This window comes from Streptomyces sp. NPDC018029, assembly GCF_044327655.1.
Lineage (GTDB): Bacteria > Actinomycetota > Actinomycetes > Streptomycetales > Streptomycetaceae > Streptomyces.
On sequence record NZ_JBIRFV010000014.1, the window covers coordinates 179,555 to 200,753 of the forward strand.

At 74.4% G+C, this 21,199-nt stretch carries 20 protein-coding genes; 14 read left to right on the forward strand and 6 right to left on the reverse strand.

The window, feature by feature from the left end:
- The first annotated feature begins 31 nt into the window (after nt 1-31).
- The 6 genes from ACH4D5_RS34635 (at nt 32) to ACH4D5_RS34660 (ending at nt 5,230) form a co-directional block, all read left to right on the forward strand.
- Nucleotides 32-277 carry a hypothetical protein gene (locus ACH4D5_RS34635; protein WP_398310707.1) on the forward strand — a complete coding sequence of 82 codons (246 nt, stop codon included), beginning with the start codon at nt 32-34 and terminating at the stop codon, nt 275-277.
- Nucleotides 196-1,047 (forward strand): LysR substrate-binding domain-containing protein, encoded by an 852-nt coding sequence (locus ACH4D5_RS34640; RefSeq protein ID WP_398310709.1) that lies wholly within the window; start codon nt 196-198, stop codon nt 1,045-1,047. The genes ACH4D5_RS34635 and ACH4D5_RS34640 overlap by 82 nt, the downstream gene beginning before the upstream one ends.
- Before the next feature lie 43 nt (nt 1,048-1,090).
- Nucleotides 1,091-1,339, forward strand: coding sequence for a DUF6332 family protein (locus ACH4D5_RS34645; RefSeq protein ID WP_398310712.1), 249 nt, complete (start codon nt 1,091-1,093; stop codon nt 1,337-1,339).
- Between the two features lie 120 nt (nt 1,340-1,459).
- Nucleotides 1,460-2,071, forward strand: a complete 612-nt coding sequence (locus tag ACH4D5_RS34650) for a (2Fe-2S)-binding protein (RefSeq protein ID WP_398310715.1) — start codon at nt 1,460-1,462, stop codon at nt 2,069-2,071.
- Nucleotides 2,068-3,054: an FAD binding domain-containing protein gene (locus ACH4D5_RS34655; RefSeq protein ID WP_398310718.1), complete on the forward strand. Its 987-nt coding sequence runs from the start codon at nt 2,068-2,070 to the stop codon at nt 3,052-3,054. Before ACH4D5_RS34650 ends, ACH4D5_RS34655 begins: the two co-directional genes overlap by 4 nt.
- A gap of 79 nt (nt 3,055-3,133) precedes the next feature.
- Nucleotides 3,134-5,230 carry a xanthine dehydrogenase family protein molybdopterin-binding subunit gene (locus ACH4D5_RS34660; protein ID WP_398310721.1) on the forward strand — a complete coding sequence of 699 codons (2,097 nt, stop codon included), beginning with the start codon at nt 3,134-3,136 and terminating at the stop codon, nt 5,228-5,230.
- A gap of 408 nt (nt 5,231-5,638) precedes the next feature.
- On the opposite strand, the gene ACH4D5_RS34665 is transcribed toward ACH4D5_RS34660, so the two are convergent.
- From ACH4D5_RS34665 to ACH4D5_RS34680, 4 genes are all read right to left on the reverse strand, one after another.
- Nucleotides 5,639-6,676: a PHP domain-containing protein gene (locus tag ACH4D5_RS34665; protein WP_398310724.1), complete on the reverse strand. Its 1,038-nt coding sequence runs from the start codon at nt 6,674-6,676 to the stop codon at nt 5,639-5,641.
- Between the two features lie 70 nt (nt 6,677-6,746).
- Nucleotides 6,747-7,634, reverse strand: coding sequence for a short-chain dehydrogenase/reductase (locus ACH4D5_RS34670; protein WP_398310727.1), 888 nt, complete (start codon nt 7,632-7,634; stop codon nt 6,747-6,749).
- Between the two features lie 277 nt (nt 7,635-7,911).
- On the reverse strand, nt 7,912-9,534 hold the full coding sequence (locus tag ACH4D5_RS34675) for a phytoene desaturase family protein (RefSeq protein WP_398310730.1): 1,623 nt from the start codon (nt 9,532-9,534) through the stop codon (nt 7,912-7,914).
- A complete protein-coding gene (locus ACH4D5_RS34680) occupies nt 9,527-10,039 on the reverse strand; it encodes an SRPBCC family protein (protein ID WP_398310733.1) in 513 nt (170 codons plus the stop codon). The genes ACH4D5_RS34675 and ACH4D5_RS34680 overlap by 8 nt, the downstream gene beginning before the upstream one ends.
- Before the next feature lie 180 nt (nt 10,040-10,219).
- Between ACH4D5_RS34680 and ACH4D5_RS34685 the strand changes: the two genes are divergently transcribed.
- The 4 genes from ACH4D5_RS34685 (at nt 10,220) to ACH4D5_RS34700 (ending at nt 15,225) form a co-directional block, all read left to right on the forward strand.
- Complete coding sequence (locus tag ACH4D5_RS34685; protein WP_398310736.1) at nt 10,220-11,725, forward strand: SDR family oxidoreductase; 1,506 nt, start codon at nt 10,220-10,222, stop codon at nt 11,723-11,725.
- A 219-nt stretch (nt 11,726-11,944) separates the two neighbouring features.
- Nucleotides 11,945-12,388 carry a nitroreductase/quinone reductase family protein gene (locus tag ACH4D5_RS34690; RefSeq protein WP_398310739.1) on the forward strand — a complete coding sequence of 148 codons (444 nt, stop codon included), beginning with the start codon at nt 11,945-11,947 and terminating at the stop codon, nt 12,386-12,388.
- Nucleotides 12,389-12,750: 362 nt separating this feature from the next.
- Complete coding sequence (locus ACH4D5_RS34695; RefSeq protein ID WP_398310742.1) at nt 12,751-13,668, forward strand: SDR family oxidoreductase; 918 nt, start codon at nt 12,751-12,753, stop codon at nt 13,666-13,668.
- Nucleotides 13,669-13,719: 51 nt separating this feature from the next.
- A complete protein-coding gene (locus ACH4D5_RS34700) occupies nt 13,720-15,225 on the forward strand; it encodes an aromatic acid exporter family protein (RefSeq protein ID WP_398310745.1) in 1,506 nt (501 codons plus the stop codon).
- 2 nt (nt 15,226-15,227) lie between these two features.
- On the opposite strand, the gene ACH4D5_RS34705 is transcribed toward ACH4D5_RS34700, so the two are convergent.
- A complete protein-coding gene (locus tag ACH4D5_RS34705) occupies nt 15,228-16,406 on the reverse strand; it encodes a PP2C family protein-serine/threonine phosphatase (protein WP_398310748.1) in 1,179 nt (392 codons plus the stop codon).
- A 245-nt stretch (nt 16,407-16,651) separates the two neighbouring features.
- Here ACH4D5_RS34705 and ACH4D5_RS34710 point away from each other — a divergent pair, with 245 nt between their 5' ends.
- Nucleotides 16,652-16,972, forward strand: a complete 321-nt coding sequence (locus ACH4D5_RS34710; RefSeq protein WP_398310751.1) for a hypothetical protein — start codon at nt 16,652-16,654, stop codon at nt 16,970-16,972.
- Nucleotides 16,973-17,010: 38 nt separating this feature from the next.
- The gene (locus ACH4D5_RS34715) at nt 17,011-17,379 is read left to right on the forward strand and encodes a hypothetical protein (RefSeq protein WP_398310754.1); all 369 of its coding nucleotides are present in this window, start codon (nt 17,011-17,013) and stop codon (nt 17,377-17,379) included.
- 209 nt (nt 17,380-17,588) lie between these two features.
- Here the strand turns inward: ACH4D5_RS34715 and ACH4D5_RS34720 are convergent, their stop codons facing one another.
- The gene (locus ACH4D5_RS34720; protein ID WP_398310757.1) at nt 17,589-18,077 is read right to left on the reverse strand and encodes a cupin domain-containing protein; all 489 of its coding nucleotides are present in this window, start codon (nt 18,075-18,077) and stop codon (nt 17,589-17,591) included.
- A gap of 219 nt (nt 18,078-18,296) precedes the next feature.
- Here ACH4D5_RS34720 and ACH4D5_RS34725 point away from each other — a divergent pair, with 219 nt between their 5' ends.
- Complete coding sequence (locus ACH4D5_RS34725) at nt 18,297-19,535, forward strand: aromatic ring-hydroxylating dioxygenase subunit alpha (RefSeq protein WP_398310760.1); 1,239 nt, start codon at nt 18,297-18,299, stop codon at nt 19,533-19,535.
- Between the two features lie 163 nt (nt 19,536-19,698).
- Complete coding sequence (locus ACH4D5_RS34730) at nt 19,699-21,159, forward strand: multicopper oxidase family protein (RefSeq protein ID WP_398310763.1); 1,461 nt, start codon at nt 19,699-19,701, stop codon at nt 21,157-21,159.
- The last annotated feature ends 40 nt before the right edge of the window (nt 21,160-21,199 follow it).

Genomic DNA, 21,199 nt, shown 5'->3' on the forward strand with positions numbered 1-21,199 from the left:
CAGGGGTGTGCGGTTCGTGGGTGTGCGGTTCGTGGGTGTGCGGTTCGTGGGTGTGCGGTTCGTGGGTGTGCGGTTCGTGGGTGTGCGGTTCGTGGGTGTGCGGTTCGTGGGTCATGGGGTGATTGCACCGCCGGGGCGCGGCGGGCGTCCAAGACCTGTTCCGGGCCGCCGATACCGGCTGGGTATCGTCGCAGCATGGAGCTGCGCACCATGCGCTATTTCGTGGCGGTCGCCGAGGAACTCCACTTCGGCCGGGCCGCCGCCCGGCTGCACATGAGCCAGCCGCCGCTGAGCCGGGCGATCCGGCAGCTGGAGAGCGAGCTGGGCGCCGCGCTGTTCGCCCGCTCACCGGCCGGTGTCACGCTCACCGGCGCGGGCACGGTGCTGCTGCCGGAGGCGCGCGCGCTGCTGGCCCGGGCCGATCTGGTGCGCGCCCGGGTGGCGGCCGCGGCCGGCGCCCGCACCTTGACCGTCGGTGTCCTGGAGGGCGGCGCAGGACCGCAGGTGAGCCGGCTGGCCGACGCCTTCCGCCGGCGCCACCCGCACGTGGAGGTACGCATCCGCGAGAGCGACCTGAGCGAGCCCGCCTGCGGGCTGTCCGCGGGCCGGGTCGATGTCGCCCTGACCCGCGGGCCGTTCGACACGAGCGGCCTGAGGGTGCGCGCGCTGCGCGCCGACCCGGTGGGGGCGCTGCTGCGCGCCGATGACCCGCTGGCCCGGCGCGAGCGCCTGAGCCTGGCCGATCTGGCCGGGCGGCGCTGGTTCACCTTCCCGCCCGGCACCGACCCGGTGTGGCAGGCCTACTGGAGCGGCGAGGAGCCCCGGCACGGACCGGTGGTGCGCGCGGTCGCGGAGTGCCGGCAGGCCGTGCTCTGGAACGGCACGGTGGGCCTCACCCCGCTGGCCCACCGGCCGCCCGAAGGGCTCACCGTGGTGGCGCTGAGCGATATGCCGCCCAGCCCCGTGGTGGCCGCCTGGGTGCGCGGCGAGCACCATCCGCTGGTCCACTCCTTCGTACGGCTCGCGGCCGGCGCCTACCGGAACTGAGCCGCCGCCCGCCCCGCCGGCAAGCTTGCATACCCTCTACGTCATGGGGAGCAGCCGACGCAGTCAGGCCGAACGGGACGAGATCACCGTCGAGATCGGATACGCGCTGCTCAGCGCCTGTTTCGCGGGCGCCGTGGTGTTCGGGGTGATCGCAGGACCGGTCGCTGTCTGGCAGCTGCCGCCCGCCCTGGACAAAGCCCTGCCCCTGGCGGGCGCCGTGCTCGGCGGCACCCTCGCGGTGCTGCGGGTGGTGCACGTCCTGTGGCGCTGCACGGGCCCCCGGCGGCCCTGACTTACCCGGGCCGCAAGGAGGCGGCCCGCACGCTCCCGGCATGCCGGAACGTGTGTCCTGACTCAGGCTGGATACGCGATGACGTCACGCAGCACGGCCGGGACGAGGGAGCAGAGCGCCATGGGAACCGATGTGTTCCATTCACCAGTGCCCATGAAGGTGAACGGCAGGCCGTGCGGCCCCGTCGTCGATCACCGCTCCACCCTGCTGGACGTGCTGCGCGAACAGCTGGGTCTGACGGGCGCCAAGAAGGGCTGCGACCACGGGCAGTGCGGGGCGTGCACCGTCCTGGTCGACGGGCGCCGCGCCAACAGCTGTCTGCTGCTGGCCGTCGCCCTGGAGGGATGCGACATCACCACCGTCGAGGGGCTGCGGGACGGTGACGGCGAGCGGGCCCACCCGCTGCAGCGGGCCTTCGTCGAGCGCGACGCGTTCCAGTGCGGGTACTGCACGCCGGGGCAGATCTGTTCGGCCCTCGGCGCCCTCGCGGAGGCCGCGGCGGGCCACGCCTCGCACGTGACGGACCCGGCGGCGGCCACCGGCGCGCCCGTACCGCTGACCAAGGACGAGATCCGCGAGCGGCTCAGCGGCAACCTGTGCCGCTGCGGCGCCTATCCGCACATCGTCGAAGCCGTCGAGGACGCCGCAGACGCCGGAGCCGGTGCGGACGCCGGAAGCGGGCCAGGGGCCGGAAGCGGCGCGGGTGCCGATGGCGGGGGTGGGGTGCGGTGAAGTCCTTCATGTACGTGCGGGCCCACAGCGTCGACGAGGCGACCGCGGCCCACGCCGGCCGGCCCACCTCCCGCTACCTGGGTGGCGGAACCAACCTCGTGGACCTGATGAAGCTGGGCGTGGAGCGGCCCCGGACGCTCATCGACGTCAGCCGGCTGCCGCTGGACGCGGTCGAGGAGCTCGCCGACGGCTCCGTGCGGGCCGGCGCGACGGTGCGCAACAGCGACCTGGCCGCCCACCCGCTGATCCGCGACCGCTACCCGGTGCTGTCCCAGGCGCTGCTGGCGGGCGCCTCCGGCCAGCTGCGCAACATGGCCACCACCGGCGGCAACCTGCTGCAGCGCACCCGCTGCCCCTACTTCCAGGACCTGGACAAGCCGTGCAACAAGCGCGAGCCCGGCACCGGGTGCGGGGCACGCGAGGGCGTCCACCGCGACCACGCCGTCCTTGGCCACTCCGCGCAGTGCATCGCCACCCACCCCTCCGACATGGCGGTCGCGCTGGCCGCGCTCGACGCCCGCGTCGAACTGCAGGGCGCGCGGGGCGCACGGACGCTGCCGGCCGCCGAATTCCACCGGCTGCCGGGCGACCGCCCCGAGCTGGACACCGAGCTCGCGCCCGGCGAGCTCATCACCGGGGTGCTGCTGCCGCCCCTGCCCGCGGGCACCGTCTCGGCCTACCGCAAGGCACGCGACCGGGCCTCCTACGCCTTCGCGCTCGCCTCGGTGGCCGTGGTGCTCGCCGTCAGGGACGGCGCCGTGGAGGAGGTGCGGATCGCGTTCGGCGCACTGGCCCACCGGCCCTGGCGCGCCCGGCTGGCCGAGGAGGCGCTGCGGGGCGCGGCGCCGAGCCAGGAGGCCTTTGCCGGGGCCGTCGAGGCGGAACTCGCGCAGGCGCTGCCGCTGCGGGACAACGCCTACAAGGTGCGCCTGGCCCACAACCTCGCCTGCGACGTGCTGCGCCGGCTGGCCGCCACGCCCTGACCTCCCCTCACCCCCCCCACTCCCCCGCCCCCGTTCCCTTCGCCCCCTTCCCCCTCCAGTCTTCAGCAGGGAGAACCTCATGCCGGACACCGTCGACGCGCTCGGGGCGGACCTCGAGCGCAGGGAGGGTCCCGACAAGGTGTGCGGGATCGCCCGGTACGCCGCCGAGTACACGCCCCCGGGGTGCGCCTATGCCTGGCCGGTGGCGGCCACGGTGGCACGCGGCGAGGTCACGGCCGTCGAGGACCGGGCGGCGCTGGCGGTGCCCGGCGTCCTGGCGGTCCTCACCCACCGCAACGCCCCGCGCCTTGCCAAGCCGGACGACGCGACCCTGGCCGTGCTGCAGAACGCCCGCGTCCCGCACCGCGGCTGGTACGTGGCGCTGGTGGTCGCCGAGAGCCTGGAGGCGGCGCGCGAGGGGGCCGCGGCCGTACGGGTCACCTGCGCCGAGGAACCCCACGACGTCACCCTGCGCACCGGGCACCCCGACGCCTACGTACCCGAGGACACGGACGGCACCTCGGGCGAGCACGTGCGCGGAAACGCCGAGGGGGCCTTCGATGCCGCGCCGGTGCGCGTGGATGCCCGCTACCGGGTGCCGCCGCTGCACAACCACCCCATGGAGCCGCACGCGGCCACCGCCCACTGGCAGGACGGGCGGCTGAGCGTGTACGACTCCAGCCAGGGCGCCACCACCGTCCGCGATGTCCTGGCCGGCCTGTTCGAGCTGCCCAAGGAGCAGGTCACGGTCGTCTCCGAGCACGTGGGCGGCGGGTTCGGCTCCAAGGGCACACCGCGCCCGCACGTGGTGCTGGCCGCGATGGCCGCCCGCGCGACAGGCCGGCCGGTGAAACTGGTCCTGCCGCGGCGGCAGTTGGCGAGCGTGGTGGGCCACCGCGCCCCGACCCTGCAGCGGGTGCGGCTGGGCGCCGAGCGGGACGGCCGGCTGACCTCCGTGATCCACGAGGTGACCGCGCACACCTCGCGCGTCAAGGAGTTCATGGAGACGGCCGCCGCCGCCACCCGCGTCATGTACGCCTCGCCCCACGGCCGCACCACCCACCACGTGGTGCCGCTGGATGTGCCGACCCCCTCGTGGATGCGGGCCCCGGGCGAGGCACCGGGCATGTACGCGCTGGAGTCGGCGATGGACGAGCTGGCCGTGGCACTCGGCATCGACCCCGTCGAGCTGCGGCTGCGCAACGACACCGCCGCCGAGCCCGACAGCGGCCTGCCCTTCAGCAGCCGGCACCTGGCCGAGTGCCTGCGGGAGGGGGCCCGGCGCTTCGGCTGGACGCAGCGCGATCCGCGGCCCCGCTCGCGGGCCGAGGGCCCGGTGCTGGTGGGCAGCGGGGTCGCGGCGGCCACCTATCCGGTGGTCGTCGCGCCGTGCCGGGCCAGCGCCCACGCCTGCCCGGACGGGCGCTTCGTGATCCGGGTCAACGCCACCGACATCGGCACCGGCGCCCGGACCGTGCTCGCGCAGGTCGCCGCCGACGCGCTGCGGGTGCCGGTGGAGCGGGTGCAGACCGAGATCGGCAGCAGTGACCTGCCGGCGGCGCCGCTGGCCGGCGGCTCCTCGGGCACGGCGTCGTGGGGGTGGGCGGTCCACGAGGCCTGCACGCGCCTGGCCGGGCGGCTGGCGGGGCAGGAGGGGCAGCAGCTGCCGCCGGAGGGGGTGGGGGCCACGGCCGACACGGCGGGCACCGCCGACGCGGACAGCGACTACGCCCGGCATGCCTTCGGCGCCCACTTCGCCGAGGTCGGCGTGGACACGGTGACCGGGGAGGTGCGGGTGCGCCGGCTGCTCGGCGTCTACGCCGCCGGGCGCATCCTCAACTCCCGTACCGCCCGCTCGCAGTTCATCGGCGCCATGACGATGGGACTGGGGATGGCGCTGACGGAGGGCAGCACGGTGGACGCCGCCTTCGGTGACTTCGCGGAGTGCGACCTGGCGTCGTACCACGTGCCCGCGCACGCCGACGTGCCGGTGATCGAGGCGCACTGGATCGAGGAGGAGGACCCCCATCTCAACCCGATGGGCAGCAAGGGCATCGGGGAGATCGGCATCGTCGGAACGGCCGCGGCCATCGCCAACGCGGTGCACCACGCCACCGGAGTACGCCTGCGCGACCTCCCGCTCACCCCGGACCGGGTGCTGAACAACGCCCTGTGACCCCGACAGCCCGGCCGCGGCTTGCCCGGGGGGCCGGGGCGGCGTATCGCCGGGACCGCCGCAGCCATCGCCGACGCGCGGTGCACCACACCAGCCGGGCACGGCTGCACGAACTCCCGCTCACCCCGGACCGGGTACTGAACAACACAAACCGCCCGCACCTGCCCGAGGGGCCGGGGCGGCGTATCGCCGGGACCGCCGCGGCCATCGCCGACGCGCGGTGCACCACGCCAGCCGGGCACGGCTGCGCGAGCTGTCACTCACCCGGACCGGGTGCTGAACAACGCCCTGTGGCCCTGGCAGACCGCCCCCGGCTTACGGGGGGGGGCGGTGTGGGCCGGCGCAGCGCCGGGATGGCTGCGGCCATCGCCGACGCGGTGCGCCAGGCCGGCCCGCCCGGGGGCGGGGTCAGGGGGTGGTGGTGCGGGAGCGGCTTGTTCGGGTCCAGGACAGGACGTCCTGGGCCGGCCAGGTGTTCACCACCCGTTCGGGCGGCACGCCGCACTCCTCGGCCCGGGCGCAGCCGATGATCTGCCAGTCCAGCTGGCCGGGCGCGTGTGCGTCGGTGTCCACGCTGAACAGCGCGCCGGCCGCGACGGCTTGGCGCAGCAGGCGCCGGGGCGGGTCGAGCCGTTCGGGGCGGCTGTTGATCTCCACGGCGGTGGCGGCGGCCGCGCAGGCGGCGAACACCTCATCCGCGTCGAACTGCGACTCGGGCCGACCGCGGCCGGTGACCAGGCGGCCGGTGCAGTGGCCGAGCACATCGGCGCGGGGGTTGCTCACGGCGGCGACCATGCGCCGGGTCATCGCGGCGGCGTCCATGCGCAGTTTGGAGTGGACCGAGACGACCACGACGTCCAGGCGCTCCAGCAGGTCCGGCTCCTGGTCCAGGGAGCCGTCCTCCAGGATGTCGCACTCGATGCCGGTCAGCAGCCGGAAGGGCGCCCACTGGGCGTTGAGGTCGTCGATCACCGCCAGCTGTTCGCGCAGCCGCTGGGGGGAGAGTCCGCGTGCGATGGTCAGCCGGGGCGAGTGGTCGGTGAGCACGGCCCACTCGTGGCCGATCTCCCGGGCGGCGCGCCCCATGACCTCGATGGGGCTGCCGCCGTCGGACCAGTCGGAGTGCAGATGGCAGTCGCCGCGCAGCAGTGCCCGCAGCCCGGCGCCGGCCTCGTGGGGGTCCAGGGGGGCGCCGGCCTCGTCCTCGAGGTGCTCCAGGTAGCCGGGCACGGCGCCGGCCAGTGCTTCGCGGATGACCGCGGCGGTCTTGGGCCCGATGCCCTTGAGGGACTCCAGGGAGCCGTCGGCGGCGCGGCGTGCCGTCTCCTCCCGGCCCAGCTGGGTGATCACGTCGGCGGCGGTGCGGAAGGCCCGGACGCGGTAGGTGGGGGCGCGGCCGCGTTCGAGCAGGAAGGCGATGCGTTCCAGGGCCTTGACGGGCTCCATCGGCGCCTCCGTACGGGCTGCAAAGGGGCGGCTGGTGCGGGTGGGTGGGTGTGTCGGTTCCAGCCTGGCCCTAGGGCCGGGGGGTGTCGCGCCGGGCGGCCTGGTCGGCGAGGCCGCCGGGGCCCAGCAGCCCGGTCTGGGTGCGGGGCAGACCGCTTTGCCGGTGCTGGAAGCGGGCCCGGGCCAGGCGGGTGATCAGGGGCGGCAGTCCGGCCCGGCCCACCTGGGCCAGGCGCGTCCAGGCGGGGAGGTAGAGGGCGGTGCTGCGCTGTTCCACGGCCCGGGCCAGGCGGGCGGCGGCCTGGTCGGTGGGCAGGATGCGGCGGGCGGGGGGCGGCAGCAGGCGGCGGGGGGCTTGGAGGGCGGGGTGGGTGTGGATGTCGCGGATCATGCCGGTGTCGGTCCAGTTGAGGTAGGCGATGCCCACCGCCATGCCGCGGTGGGCGGTTTCGGCCCGCAGGGCGTGGGTGAAGGCCTCGGCTCCGGCTTTGGAGGCGCAGTAGGCGCTCATCAACGGGACGGCGCCCAGGGCGGCCGTGGAGGCGATCTGCAGGTAGTAGCCGCGGGTGTGCAGCAGGTCGGGCAGGAAGGCCTGGGCGGTGAACGCGCTGCCGGTGAGGTTGACGTCGATCACCCGGCGCCATGCGGGAGGGTCGGCGGTCTCCACCGGTCCGGCCAGGGCGAGGCCCGCGTTGGCGATGACGGCCGAGGGCCGGCCCAGGCGGGCGCGGACGGTGTCGGCGGCCCTGTGCAGGGCGGCCGGGTCGGTGATGTCGACTTCCAGGGCGAGGGCCGGGGCGGGCAGGGTGGCCGCCACCTGGCGCAGGGCGGCCCGTTCGTGGCCCAGCAGGGCGATCCGGGCGTGGCGGCGGGCCAGTTCGCGGGCCAGGGCGGCGCCCAGGCCCCGGGCCGCGCCGGTCACCACCACGGTGCGGTCGCGCAGGGGGCTGTCGCGCATGGCGGGGGCCTGCCCTTCGCAGGGTCGGGGTGTCGGGGGCGGGGCGTGGGTGCCGGGTTGTCGGTCTTGAGGGTGTCGGTGTGGTCACGGGTGTCTGGCCGGCGGGCGCCGGACGTCGGTCTCTGAGAGTGCCGTCGCGGCCCGGCCGGCGGGGGCCTGGCCGACCGGTGCCTGGTGGACGGGTGCCTGGTGGCGGGTGTCAGTGGGTGATGCCTGGTGGCGGGTGCCTGATGGCGGTGTCGGTGCGGGATGCCTGGTGGGGTGTCTGTTGGCGGGCCTAGTGGGGGTGTCTGCTGCCGGTGCGGTCGCGGGAGGTGAGCCTGCGCTGTGCGGCCGCCAGCAGGGGCAGCCGGCGCCGCAGCGCGGCGCGGGCCGCGTTGGCGCCGGGGGCCCCGTGCACGCCGCCGCCGGGGTGGGCGCCGGCCGAGGCTAGGAAGAGGCCGGCCACGGGCGTCTCGGGGCGGCCGGTGCCCGGGGAGGGCCGGAAGAACAGCTGCTGGTGCAGGGAGGTGGTGCCGCCGTTGAGGGCGCCGCCGTGCAGGTTGCGGTCCATGGACTGCATGGTGGTGGGGGCCAGCAGGCGGCGGGCGCGGATGAGGGCGCGGAAGCCGGGGGCGAAACGCTCGACCTGCCCCTCGATGCGGTCGGCCATGCGCTCCTGCTCCGCCGGGCTCCAGGCGCCGGTGATGTGCTCCTCGCCGGCGTCGGCGCGGATGTCCTGCGGCACGTGGGTGTAGGCCCAGGCGGACTCGGTGCCCTGCGGTGAGCGGGTGGCGTCCGAGGTGGTCATCTGGCCGAAGAGCAGGAAGGGACGGTCGGGTACCTGGTGCATGGCCAGCTGCGCGGCGAACCGGGTGAGTTCGTCCACGCCGTCGGCCAGGTGCACGGTGCCCGCGCCCGCGGCCTCCTTGGCCTGCCAGGGCACCGGCCCCTCCAGCGCCCAGTCCACCTTGAAGGTGGCGAAGTCCCACTGGAAGCGGCGCAGGTCGGCCAGGAGCTGGCCGGGCAGGTGCTCGGCGGCGACCAGCTCGCCGTACAGGGCGGGCACCGACACATCGGCCAGCACGGCGCGGGCGGCGGGCACGGTGTCGCCGTCTGCGGTGCGCACCGCGACGGCGCGCCCCTCGCGGACGAGGATCTGCTGGACGCGGCGGCCGCACTGCACGGTGGCGCCGCGCGCGTGCAGCCGGTCGACCAGCGCCCGCACGAGCTCGCCGGCGCCGCCGACCGGGACGGGGAAGCCGTAGCTCTGGCCCAGCAGAGACATCAGCCAGCCGAAGCCGCCGCTGCCCGCCGCCTCGGGGGCCAGGTCGGCGTGCAGGGCATTGCCCGCCAGCAGGAGCCTGCCGCCCTCGCCGGCGAACTCCTCCTCGCCCAGGCGCCGGACCGGCAGCAGCAGGCTGCGGGCCAGGTGCAGGGCGCCCGCCGCCTTGAGCCGGTAGGCCAGGCGTGCGGCGGACCGCACGGGCGGGAAGGGGGTGAACAGGGCGTTGAGGATGTCGGGGCGGATGCCCTGCCACAGGTCGTGCAGCCGGTGCCAGGAGGCGCCGTCCCCGGCGGCGAAGGCCTCCAGGGAGGCCGCGGTGACCTCGACCCGGCGGTCCAGGACGGCGCAGCGGCCGTCGCTGAGGGGATGGGCCAGGACATGGGGGGCGTGGCTCCAGCGCAGCCCGTACTCCTCCAGGCGCAGCCGCCGCAGGATCGGGGAGGCGGCGGCCAGCGGGTAGAAGGAGCTGAAGAGGTCGTTGACGAAGTCGGGGTGCACGCCGCGGTCGTGGCGCACCGCGCCGCCGGGCTCGCTCTGTTCCTCCAGGACCGTCACGCTCCACCCGGCATCGGCCAGGAGGTTGGCGGCGACCAGTCCGTTGGGGCCGGCCCCGATCACCACCGCGTCAGGCATGTGCCTCGCCGCCTCCCGCGGGGCGGGGGCCCGGGCCGGCGGTCACCGTGCCCAGGGCGCGGCGCGGGTGCTCCTGTTCGGCTTCGCACACCTGGGCCAGGCGGGCGAGCATCGCGCGGTGGCGCAGCTGGATCAGGGCCTCGACGCCGGCGTTGTGCAGGGCGCCGGCCGCGCCGCGCAGCGGGTGTTCGTCCACGATGACCAGGCAGTGTTCGCCCCAGGGCCGCACTTCGATGGCGATCCGGGCGGTGCCCAGAGGGCCCGCTTTGGCCTCCAGTTCCAGGACGGAGCCCTCCTCGCAGCGCCGTACGACCGTCTCGTTGGTGGCCCGCAGGGGGCCCAGGCGCACCTGGTACTCGATCGCCGCGCCGACCGCGGGCCAGTGGCCGCGCACCGGTGTGGAGGATGCGGTGCCCACCACCCACTGGGCATAGCGTTCGCCGTCGGCGAGGACCGCCCACACCGTGGCCGGACTCACCCTGATCAGTCGATGACGCTGCGCCATCTGTGTGCCTCCCTGACTCGCCGTCATCGCCGAGTGCCCCGAACCGCTCGTCTCAACATCGTGCGGGACCAAGGCCGCCCGCGCGCCCCGGGGCGTATGTCGCGGGGCGGGCCGCGGCGGGTGAGACTGCGGAGGTGAAGCGGCCCCGCTCCCCCGGCACGAAACGAGGCGGCAGCGCACGTGAGCGAACGCGAACAGGCCCCCGGCGGCGGCCGGCACGTCCTGGTGACGGGGGCCACCGGCTACATCGGGGGCCGGCTGGTGCCCGAACTGCTGGCGGCCGGGCACCGGGTGCGGTGCCTGGCCCGCTCCCCGCACAAGCTGCGCGACCATCCCTGGGCCGGTCGGGTGGAGGTGGTCCGCGCGGATGTCACCGACGCGGCCTCGCTGGCCGCCGCCCTGGAGGGGATCGAGGTGGCGTACTACCTGGTGCACGCGCTGACCACCGGTGCCGGGTTCGAGGACACCGACCGGCAAGCGGCCCAGACCTTCGCCGAGCAGGCGCGGGCGGCCGGGGTGGCGCGGATCGTGTATCTGGGCGGGCTCACCCCGGCCGGGGTGGACGCGGCCCAGCTGTCGCCGCATCTGCGCTCGCGGGCCGAGGTGGGCCGGATCTTCCTGGCCTCGGGGGTGCCCAGCGCGGTGCTGCGCGCGGCGGTCATCATCGGCTCGGGCTCGGCGTCCTTTGAGATGCTGCGCCATCTCACCGAGCGGCTGCCGGTGATGGTGACACCCAGCTGGGTGCGCACCCGCATCCAGCCGATCGCGGTGCGCGACGTGCTGCGCTACCTGGTGGCCTGCGCCGGCCTGCCCGGCTCGGTGAACCGCGGCTTCGACATCGGCGGCCCGGACGTGATGACGTACCGGGACATGATGCGGGCCTACGCCGAGGTCGCCGGGCTGCCGCACCGGCTGATCGTGCCGGTGCCGCTGCTGACGCCCCGGGTCTCGGGCTACTGGGTGGGGCTGGTCACGCCCGTGCCGCACGGGATCGCCCGGCCGCTGGCGGAGTCGCTGCGCCATGAGGTCATCTGCCAGGAGCACGACATCGCGGCCTATGTGCCCGACGGCCCGGGCCGGCCGCTGCCCTTCACCCAGGCGCTGCGGCTGGCGCTGCGGCGGGTGCAGGACGCGCAGGTCACCACCCGCTGGTCCTCGGCCTCGGTGCCCGGGGCGCCCAGCGATCCGCTGCCCACGGACCCGGACTGGGCCGGCGGCAGCCTCTACACCGACCACCGGACGCTGGTGGTGGACGCCGGCCCACAGGCGCTGTGGCGGGTCGTCGAGGGGATCGGCGGCGAGCACGGCTGGTACTCCTTCCCGCTGGCCTGGGCGGTGCGGGGGCTGCTGGACCGGCTGGTGGGCGGGGTGGGGCTGCGCCGGGGCCGGCGCGACGCGCACCGCCTGCGGGTGGGTGACTCCCTGGACTTCTGGCGGGTGGAGGAGATCGAGCCGGGCCGGCTGCTGCGGCTGCGGGCCGAGATGCGGCTGCCGGGCCTGGCCTGGCTGGAGATGCGCGTGGAGCAGGACGGCGCGGGCCGCACCCGCTACCGCCAGCGCGCGCTGTTCCACCCGCGCGGCCTGCTGGGGCACCTGTACTGGTGGTCGGTGGCGCCCTTTCACGCCGTGGTCTTCGGCGGCATGGCCCGCAACATCGCCGAGGCCGCGCGCAGGGAACCCGACTGAACCTCCACCCCGGGGCGGGGTTGAGCAGCCTGGCCCAGAGGCGGGAGGCGGCTTCCCGCTGCCCCGGGGGGCGGGGCGCGCCCCGGGCCGCGTCCCGCCGGGCCCGTGAACGGCCGCATCGGCCCGCACGCCGCCGCCCCCCTGCCACAATCCGACACATCCCGCGGGGCGGGATCGGCGAAAGCCGTGGAACGACCCGATCAGACAAGGGAGTTGTGGATGTCCCCTACCGCCCGAGCCTCCGGCCGGCCCCTCCGAAGACGGCTGGCCCGTTTCAACCGCAGGTTCGCCAACCGTGTCGTGGGCCCGGTGCTCACCCGCCTGCCGGGCTTCGGCGCCGTGCTGCACCGCGGCCGCACGTCGGGGCGCACCTACCGCACCCCCGTCAAGGTGTTCCGCAACGGCCCGTACTACGTCATATCCCTGCCCTATGGGCCGCAGTCGGACTGGGTGCGCAACACCCTGGCCCACAACGGCTGCGAGCTGCGCACCCTGGGCCGGCGCATCCAGCTGGCCCAGCCGCGGGTGTTCGTCGACGAACACCAAAGCGTCCTGCCGGCGCCGCTGCGGCCCGTGCTGCGCCGTTTCAATGCCTTCGACTTCATCGAGCTGCGCCCGGTGCGGCCCCAAGCGGCCGGGCCCGGGGCCGCGCGGCGCCCCTGACCCGGGGGGCCGGGCCGGGGTGGTGGCACCCGGGCTCTCAGCGGCCCTTGTGCGACTTCATGTACCAGGCGGCGGCGATGCCGAGGACGACGAGGACGAGAAGGATCTTCATGGTTGTCGGCTTTCCCCGATCGGGCAGGACATGCCTGCCGGCGCCCCGGCAAAAGGTCCTGTCCTGCGCGTTTTGCCGGTCGGGGGGCAGGGCACCCGGGGCCGCGACCGCAGCGGCACCCGGGCGGCCGGGCCTCGAGGGCGAGGTGTTCCGGTGGTGAGGTGCCGCCACCTTGCGGAAGGTAGGAGCAGGCGCGGCGGGGCCCGGCAGGCCCCGCGCCCGGCCGCACGCCACAGAAAGGCAGCACCAGATGAAGGACTCCCCCGGCAACGGCAACGCCCATGACGGCGCTCAGGGTCCGCAGGATCCCACCACGAAGGGGCCGCGGCCGGAGTTCCCCCAGCAGGACCAGCAGGTGCCGGGGTGGACCGGCGCCATGGACCCGCCGCCCGATCACGGCGAGGACTCCTATCGCGGCTCCGGGCTGCTGCGTGACCGGGCCGCACTGATCACCGGGGGTGACTCCGGCATCGGGCGGGCGGTGGCCATCGCCGTGGCCCGCGAGGGGGCCGACGTCATCTTCACCCACCTGCCCGCCGAGGCCGAGGAGGCACGCGAGACCGTGCGCTGGGTGGAGCAGGCCGGGCGCCGGGCCGTCGCGGTGGAGTGCGACATCCGCGAGGAGGAGCAGTGCCGCAAGCTCGTGGAGCGTGCGGTGGCCGAGTTCGGGCGGATCGATCTGCTGGTCAACAACGCCGCCTACCAGATGTCCCAGCCCAAGGGCATCCAGGACATCTCCACCGAGCAGTTCGACCGGGTCGTGCGCACCAACCTGTACGGCATGTTCTGGCTGTGCAAGATGGCGGTGCCGCACATTCCGCGCGGCGGCTCGATCATCAACACCACGTCGGTGCAGGCCTACAAGCCCAGTCCGCACCTGCTGGACTACGCCATGACCAAGGGCGCCATCGTCACCTTCACCCAGGGGCTCGCGCAGATGCTGGCCGAGGACGGGATCCGCGTCAACGCGGTGGCGCCGGGGCCGGTGTGGACGCCGCTGATCCCCGCGACGCTGCCGGACACCGCCGAGTTCGGCAAGCAGGCGCCGCTGGGCCGGCCCGCGCAGCCCGCGGAGATGGCGCCCGCCTACGTCTTCCTCGCCTCGGAGCACGCGAGTTTCATCACCGCCGAGGTCATGAACGCCACCGGCGGCACACCCCTGCCCTGACCGTCCCGGGCAGTGCGCCGGGCATTTTGAGCGTTTTCGAGGACGAGGAAGGTGAGCGAGATCTGGCGCGCGGTGGCGTGGGACGTACAGGCCATCTGGAACGCGGCCCGGCGGGCGGTGACGGCGCCGGGCCCCGAGCGGGACACCACCGTCCAGTCGCTCAAGGCGGCCGGGGCCGGCGTGCTGGCCTGGGCACTGGCCGGCTGGTGGTGGAGCGCGCCGATGGCGCTGCTGGCGCCGTGGACGGCGCTGTTCATCGTGCAGAGCACCGTCTACCGCTCGGTGCGCTCGGCGCTGCAGCAGTTCGCGGTGGTGGTCACCGGCACCCTGCTGGCGGCGGGCGGCTCGGTGGTGACGGGCAACAACTCGCTGGCCGCGATGGCGATCGTGCTGCCGGTGACGGTGCTGCTGAGCGGCTACGCCCGGTTCGGCACCCAGGGCGTCTACGCCCCCACCGCCGCCCTGTTCGTGCTGGCCTATGGCACGTACACGGGCTTCGACATCCTGCACCGGCTCTTCGAGACGGTGCTCGGCGCCGTCATCGGGATCGTGGTGAACGCCGTGGTCCTGCCCCCCGTCCACGGGCGGGACGTGCGGCATCTGCGGGCCCGGCTGGCCCAGGAGAGCGCCGAGCTGCTGTACGCGGTCGCCGACGGCGTGGAGCGGAACTTCAGCCAGGAGCAGGCCGCCACGTGGCACGACCGGGCGCAGCGGCTGACCGACCTGGTGACCGACCTGCGCACGGCCAGGCGCTGGTCGCACGAGAGCTACCGCCTCAACCCGGGCCGCAAGCTGCGCCGCTCGGAGCCGCTGCTGCCCTCCGCGGACTGGGACTTCGCCTGGGACCGCATCAGCGACCAGGTCCGGGTGCTGCTGCGGACGCTGGCCGAGACCAGCCGGGACCGGCCGGCGCTGACCGACGTGCCCGCCGAGGCGCGGCAGATCCTGACGGACCTGCTGCGGTCGGCCGGTGACATCTGCGCGCTGGACGACTACGCCGACGCCGAGGCCCGGGCCGATGCCATGAAGGACTCCGCGCGGACCGGCAGTGCCCCGCCGGGCGGCGTGGACCGCACGGCCGAGCGGCAGGCCGCCCTGCGGGCCGCGCAGGAGGCGCACGACCGCCTCGTCCAGCTGCTGAGGGACGGCCGCCACGAGGTCACCCCGGCCCTGGGCGGCCTGGCCGCGGACACCCAGCGGCTGCTGGGCGACCTGGCGGTGGTGGCGGCCGGCCGTCCCTCGGACGGGTCCGCGGACTCCGAGGAGGCCGGCGCCGAAGGAAAGAAACCAGAAGGGACATCACCCATGCAGCACAGCGACCGCGAGCACAACCCCGCCGACCGGCCCGCGCAGACCGCGGCCGAAGAGGTCTTCGAGGAGGTGGAGGACGCCGAGACGCGGCCCGTGCCCGATGAGCGGCGCGAGCACGCCAAGGACGGCGAGGCCGGCGACACCCTCACGCCGAGCCCCACCGCGCAGGAGGACATCCACCGGGACACCAAGGACGGCACGACCGGCACGACCGGCAAGGACGGCAAGGACGGCAAGAGGGGCTGAGGTCACCGGCCGGGCGGCTGCCACTCGAACATGAGGATGGTGGCGTCGTCCCGGAGCCGGTTGGGCTGGGCGTCCAGGATCGAGTGGATGAGCCGGCGCAGCGCCTCCGCCGCCACTTCTCCGGCGGCGGAGGCGCGGATGATGGAGTCGGCGAACCGTTCGAGCCCGAACTCGGTGCCGTCCGCCAGCCGTGCCTCGGTCACCCCGTCGGTGTACAGGAGCACGCGGTCGCCGGGCTCCAGTCTCGTCTCGTGCACCTGGCGGTCCGTGGTGCGATAGGGCGCGGAGAAGCCCAGGGGCGGGTCGGGTTCGCGTTCCAGGGCCTTGTCGACGAGCCGGTTGTCGCGGATCAGCAGGGGCGGCGGGTGCCCGCAGTTGCTCCAGCGCAGCACCCCGCTGGCCAGGTCGAGCCGGGTGAGCACGCCCGTGCAGAACTGGTCGGGCAGCCACTGGCCCAGTGCCGCGTCCACGGTCTCCAGGAGTTCGGGCAGGTCCGATCCGGTGCGCCGGCCGTTGCGGCAGGCGGCCAGGGCGACCGCCGTGGTCAGGCCGGAGAGCAGGTTGTGGCCCATCGCGTCGACGATCGTGGCGTGCAGGGCCGTTCGGGTGAGGTTGTGGTCGAAGGCGTCGCCGCCGATCTCGTAGGCGGGTTCCAGCACGGCGGTCGACACGACGTGGGTGTTGCCGATGGTGCGCGGCGGCAGGAAGGCGCGGAGCATCTCCGCGGGCAGGTGCATGGGTTCGGAGCGGGTGCGCCGGACCAGGGCGTCCTTGTAGGCGCGCTTGGAGGTGATCATCATGGCCAGGAGGGAGGCCAGGGCCCGGCCGCGCCGCAGCAGGGCGGGGTCCAGGAAAGGGGCGTGGACGGCGACCACGCCCAGCCGTTCGGCGCCGTCCAAAAGGGGCAGCCAGGCGATCATGCCTCCGGTGGGGGACTCCTCCACGCGCAGGGCCACGGTGCGGTAGGCCCAGCCGGCCAGGGAGTCGTCCACGTCATGGGCCGGTGCGTCCTCGCTCAGCGGTACCAGCCGGCGCTGCTGGAGGTCGGCGAGGTAGACCATGGCCTGGGGCACCCCCAGGGCCGTCGCGCACCGGGTGACCGCGGTGGCCAGGTCCAGTACGGCGTTGGCCGGGTCCGCGAGGAACTCCTCGAGTCCACTGGGCGGCTCCGAGGTCGGCACGTCGTCTCCCTTCCACAGCGGTCCAACAGCGGGGTCGCGCGACACGAGCAGTCTCACACCGCCGTGCCGTGCCTGCCCGGCGCGCGGGCCGGCTCACCCGTGTCGCCGATCCGGCGCGGTTGGTCCACGGTGATCAGTACGAGTTGTCCCGCCCTGCGCGGGTACCTGCACCCCAGCTCCGGAACGGCCGGCGGCAAAAGGGAGTCGGTGCCCGCCGGAGCCGAGCGGTGGAGAGGAGACACATCGTGAGTGAACAGGTACCGGCCTCCCCCGGCGCGGACGGCAGCACACCGGTGCCCAGGGACCCGCCCGACCAGCAGGCCGACGGCGGACAGGACCCCTGGGACCTGCAGTTCGACGAGAACCGGCCCCAGAACCAGAACCAGGGCAAGGGCAAGGACGAGGACGAGGGCCAGGAACCGGCCCCGAACCAGGGTCAAGGTCAGGGTCAGGGTCAGGGTGAGGACGTGCCCGACACGGACGAGGCCGGCACCGGCCGGCGCGGCAGCTCCCCGGCGGCGCAGGACCCCTCCGGGTCGCCGGAGCCGGAGGAGCCCTCGGGTTGAGGGCCCGGCAGCACGAACGCGAGGAAAGGGAAACGACGGTGAGCGATGCGGATGAGAACCCGGCGCGGGTCACGGTGGAACTGAGCGGTGCGGCGGACGACGCCGGGAGCGTCTTCGGTGTCCTGGAGGCGGTCTACGCCTCGGACCGGGAGGGCAGTCCGGCGCCCGCGGAGACCACCTCGGGGCCGACCGTGTGGAACGGCGTCTTCGACACCGCCCGTCCGGCGGGCGGCGGGCCGGGCGGGACGCCGTCGCTGAGCGGCCCGGTGACCGCCGCGGTGCAGGGCGGCTATGTCGCGGTCGACCAGATCGTCACGGTGCTCTCGGCGGCCTTCGCCGTCACCGAGGAAGGCTCCGCCTCCGGCGACCAGGAAAAGGACGTGAGCCTGCGCCTGGAAAACCGGTGACCTCGCCCTGGCCCTCGCCCCCGCCCGGCGGCCCGGCCCGCCGGGCGGGAGCATGTCCGGGGGGGCAGTGGGGCCGGCCGGCGGGCCGGGCCTGAGGCCGCTCTCCGGGCCGGCGGCAGGTTGTCCTCGTTCCTGCGGATGAGGCGCCGGCCGCCGAGGAGGTGGTGCCCGCTCCCCCGGGTGGTCTCTCCGTGCGGTCCGGCGTGCACTCATCCGGCGGCGGCCAGCGCGGTCCCGCAGCGGGCGCAGTAGCGGGCGTCGCGTTCGCCGGCCAGGCGGCCGCACCGCGGGCAGACCCGCTCCAGCAGGCAGGCGGGCTCCCCGCCGCCGGCCGTCTCTGGGCCGGTCTCGGGCAGCGGGCGGCGGCGGTGGGCGGTGGTGTAGGTGAGTCCGTGCTCCCCCGCCCGCAGAAAGCGCGGGGTGCGGGCGGGCAGCCAGGCCAGCGCGCCGGGCGCGAGCGGCAGCACCTCCCCCGGTACACGCAGTTCGCCGCTGCCGGCCAGCACGGTGAGCAGGATCCCGCACCCGTTCTCGGTGTGCTCGCCCAGGTCCGCGCCGGGTGCCAGGCGTACGACGGCGGCGTCCAGGTCGCGGCCGTCACCGCCCAGCGACCACACGACGCTGATCTGCCCCGATCCCGGGGCGCCGGTCCGCTCCGGGCCGACGAAGAGCGGGCGGGCACCGGCGGGCTCACTCATGGACACATCCCTTCGGGCGGGGCACCTGGGCGGGGCACGTGGGGCGGAGAGCGGCGGGGCGGGGTCATCCGAAGTGTGCAGCAGCCGGGTCGCTCCTGGCGACGATTCGCCCGGCGCGCGGGGCGCCTAGCGTTTTTCCCACGAGGCCGTCGACCGGCCGGACCGTCCGTGTCCGGCGACCGGTCCGGCCCGCCCCCAGGAGAGGGAAACGGTGCTGTCATGACCGAACCGAGCGAACTCACCGAACTCACCGAACCGAGCGACCTCACCGAGCCGAGCGACCTCACTGAACCAAGCGACCTCACCGAGCGCACCGCGCCGAGCGAGCCGGCCGGGACCGGCGGTCTGCCCGGCCTGCTCGCGCAGTTGCGGCGGCTGGCCGGGCTGCCCCTGGAGCGCGGTGAGACGCTGCCGCCCCAGGCGTACACCTCCCCCGCCTGGTACGAGCGCGAGAGGGAGCAGATCTTCGGGCGGGACTGGCTGTGTGTGGCGCGCAGCGACGAAGTGGCCGCTCCCGGCGACTATCTGCGGGTGGATGTCGCGGGTCATCCGCTGGTCATCACCCGTGACGAGCGGGGTGAGCTGCATGCCCTGTCCCGGGTGTGCCGGCACCGCTTCATGGATGTCCTGCCGCCGGAGACCACCCCCGAGCGCGGCAGCCTGACGCGGCTGACCTGCCCGTACCACACCTGGACCTACCGGCTGGACGGCCGTTATGCGGGGCAGTTGGCGGGGGCGCCGCTGATGAGCAAGGTGGACTTCGGTCCGCGTGAGCGGGCGGCGTGCCGGCTGCCGCAGGCGCGGGTGACGCAGTGGCAGGGCTTCGTGCTGGTGTGCCTGGACCCCGACGCCCCGCCCCTGGAGCCCCAACTGGCGGGCCTGGCGGAGCGGTTGGCCGCCTACGGGCTCGCCGAATGGAAGACGGTGGCCGTCGAAGCATGGCAGGACGTGCCCGCCAACTGGAAGGTGGCGGTGGAGAACGGTTCGGAGAACTACCACCACATGGGCACGCACGCGCAGACCCTGGAGCCGGTGCTGCCCGGGCGCACCACGGTCCTGGACGAGTGCGAGGGCCGCTGGTTCACCATGTTCACCCCCTATGCGCAGGCGCCGGAGGCCGGGCCGCCCCAGGGGATGCTGCTGGCCGGGCTGTTCCCGCAGTGTGTGCTGGCGCTGCTGCCGGATTCCGCGGTGTGGGTGCGCTGGCTGCCCACCGGCCCGGCCACGCATGCGGCGCGCTTCGGGCTGCTGGTGCCGCCGGGCACCGAGCTGAGCCCGGAGCAGCTGGCCGAGGCCCGGGAGTCGGTGCGGGTGCTGCAGGGTGAGGACCTGGTGGCCGTGCAGGGGGTGCAGCGGGGTCTGGAGAGCTCGCCGGGACCCTCCAGCGGCCGCTTCTGTCATCTGGAGCGCCCGCTGTGGCAGTTCCAGCGCTACCTGGCCGGACGGCTGCTGCCGTGAGCACCCAGGGCCGGGCGAAGCGGACGAAGCGGATACGAGTGCGCCTCGAGGTGCTGCTGATGAACTGCGGCTGGCACCGCACGGCCGCATGCTGCCGCGCGCCTCCTCATCAGGGCGCGGCCGGCCGCCGGGTGCCATTCACTCACGCACTTAGGAGGGCACCATGGTCACCCGACGCCGTCTGCTCGGCACAGGACTCGCCGCCGCGGGCGTAGGGCTCACCGGGGCGTCGTTCACCCCCCTGCTCGCCGTGGACCCGGCCAAGGCCAGCCCGGCCAAGGCCGGTCCGTCCACGGCGGCCACCCCCGAACTGTTCACCCGTCCCATGCCGTTGATGCCGGTGCTCAGACCCACCTTCCGCACCTCCACCGCCGATCACTACGACGTCACCATGCGCGCGGTCCGCAGGGAGGTCCTGCCGGGCATCCAGACCGACCTGCTGACCTACAACGGGCACTTTCCCGGCGCGACCATCAAGGCGCGCACCGGGCGCCCGGTGATCGTGCGCCAGCGCAACGAGCTGGACGTGGCCACCTCGGTGCACCTGCACGGCGCGTCGGTGACCCAGGCCAACGACGGGGATCCGATGGACACCCTGGCCCCGGGCGGCGAGCGTATCTACACCTATCCCAACAAGCAGCCGCACGCCTCGCTGTGGTACCACGACCACGCCCACCACAAGGAGTCGGAGAACGTCTACCGCGGGCTGCACGGCAGTTACCTGCTGACCGACGCCATCGAGGACAAGCTGCCGCTGCCCAAGGGCGAGTACGACGTGGTGGTCGCCATCCGCGACGCGCACTTCGATGCGGCGGGGCAGCTCGTCTACACCATGGACGACCAGCAGCGCAGCACGCTGCTGGTGAACGGGGTGCCCTACCCCTACTTCCAGGTCGCGGCCCGCAAGTACCGGCTGCGGTTCGCCAACATGTCCAACCAGCGCTTCATCGGCCTGCGGCTGGCCGACGGCGGCGAGATGATCCAGATCGGGTCGGACGGCGGTCTGCTGCCGCGCCCGCACACCACCGACTCCTTCATCCTCTCGCCCGGTGAGCGCGCCGATGTGGTCATCGACTTCTCGCGGTACGCGGTGGGCCACAAGGTGGTGCTGGAGAACACCATCATCTTCGCCGGCAACGCCGAGCAGGTCGGCCAGGTGATGCGGTTCGACGTGGTGCGCACCGCGGACGATCCCAGTTCGGTGCCCTCGGTGCTGCGTTCGCTGCCGGCGCTGCCCGCGCCGACCAACGAGCGGTCCATCGCGATGCAGATGGAGGAGGGGGTCGCGCACCCCAAGGGGTTCATGGACGGCAAGATGTACGACCCCGCGCGGGTGGATGCCAACATCCGGTTCGGGGCCAGCGAGATATGGACGGTCACCAACACCAATGCGCGGGTGCCGCACAACTTCCACATGCACCTGGTGCAGTTCCGGGTGCTGGAGCGGGGCGGGAAGCCGCCGGCGCCCGGTGAGACGGGCCTGAAGGACACGGTGATCGTCGCGGCGGGCGAGACGGTCAAGCTCCAGGCGACGTTCGACAGTTACCGCGGCTCGTATGTGTACCACTGCCACATGCTCGACCACTCGGCGATGGGCATGATGGCCACGATGAGGATCAGCTGAGGTAGGGCCGCCTGCGGTCCCCTCGGACCGCAGGCGGCCG

Excerpts from the sequence above, each read along its gene's own strand:
- ACH4D5_RS34695 (WP_398310742.1), top strand. The coding sequence starts at position 12,751 with ATGAAGGACTCCCCCGGCAACGGCAACGCCCATGACGGCGCTCAGGGT.
- ACH4D5_RS34690 (WP_398310739.1), top strand. The coding sequence starts at position 11,945 with ATGTCCCCTACCGCCCGAGCCTCCGGCCGGCCCCTCCGAAGACGGCTG.
- ACH4D5_RS34725 (WP_398310760.1), top strand. The coding sequence starts at position 18,297 with ATGACCGAACCGAGCGAACTCACCGAACTCACCGAACCGAGCGACCTC.
- ACH4D5_RS34670 (WP_398310727.1), bottom strand. The coding sequence starts at position 7,634 with ATGCGCGACAGCCCCCTGCGCGACCGCACCGTGGTGGTGACCGGCGCG.
- ACH4D5_RS34730 (WP_398310763.1), top strand. The coding sequence starts at position 19,699 with ATGGTCACCCGACGCCGTCTGCTCGGCACAGGACTCGCCGCCGCGGGC.
- ACH4D5_RS34660 (WP_398310721.1), top strand. The coding sequence starts at position 3,134 with ATGCCGGACACCGTCGACGCGCTCGGGGCGGACCTCGAGCGCAGGGAG.
- ACH4D5_RS34720 (WP_398310757.1), bottom strand. The coding sequence starts at position 18,077 with ATGAGTGAGCCCGCCGGTGCCCGCCCGCTCTTCGTCGGCCCGGAGCGG.
- ACH4D5_RS34640 (WP_398310709.1), top strand. The coding sequence starts at position 196 with ATGGAGCTGCGCACCATGCGCTATTTCGTGGCGGTCGCCGAGGAACTC.
- ACH4D5_RS34650 (WP_398310715.1), top strand. The coding sequence starts at position 1,460 with ATGGGAACCGATGTGTTCCATTCACCAGTGCCCATGAAGGTGAACGGC.
- ACH4D5_RS34680 (WP_398310733.1), bottom strand. The coding sequence starts at position 10,039 with ATGGCGCAGCGTCATCGACTGATCAGGGTGAGTCCGGCCACGGTGTGG.
- ACH4D5_RS34665 (WP_398310724.1), bottom strand. The coding sequence starts at position 6,676 with ATGGAGCCCGTCAAGGCCCTGGAACGCATCGCCTTCCTGCTCGAACGC.
- ACH4D5_RS34645 (WP_398310712.1), top strand. The coding sequence starts at position 1,091 with ATGGGGAGCAGCCGACGCAGTCAGGCCGAACGGGACGAGATCACCGTC.
- ACH4D5_RS34675 (WP_398310730.1), bottom strand. The coding sequence starts at position 9,534 with ATGCCTGACGCGGTGGTGATCGGGGCCGGCCCCAACGGACTGGTCGCC.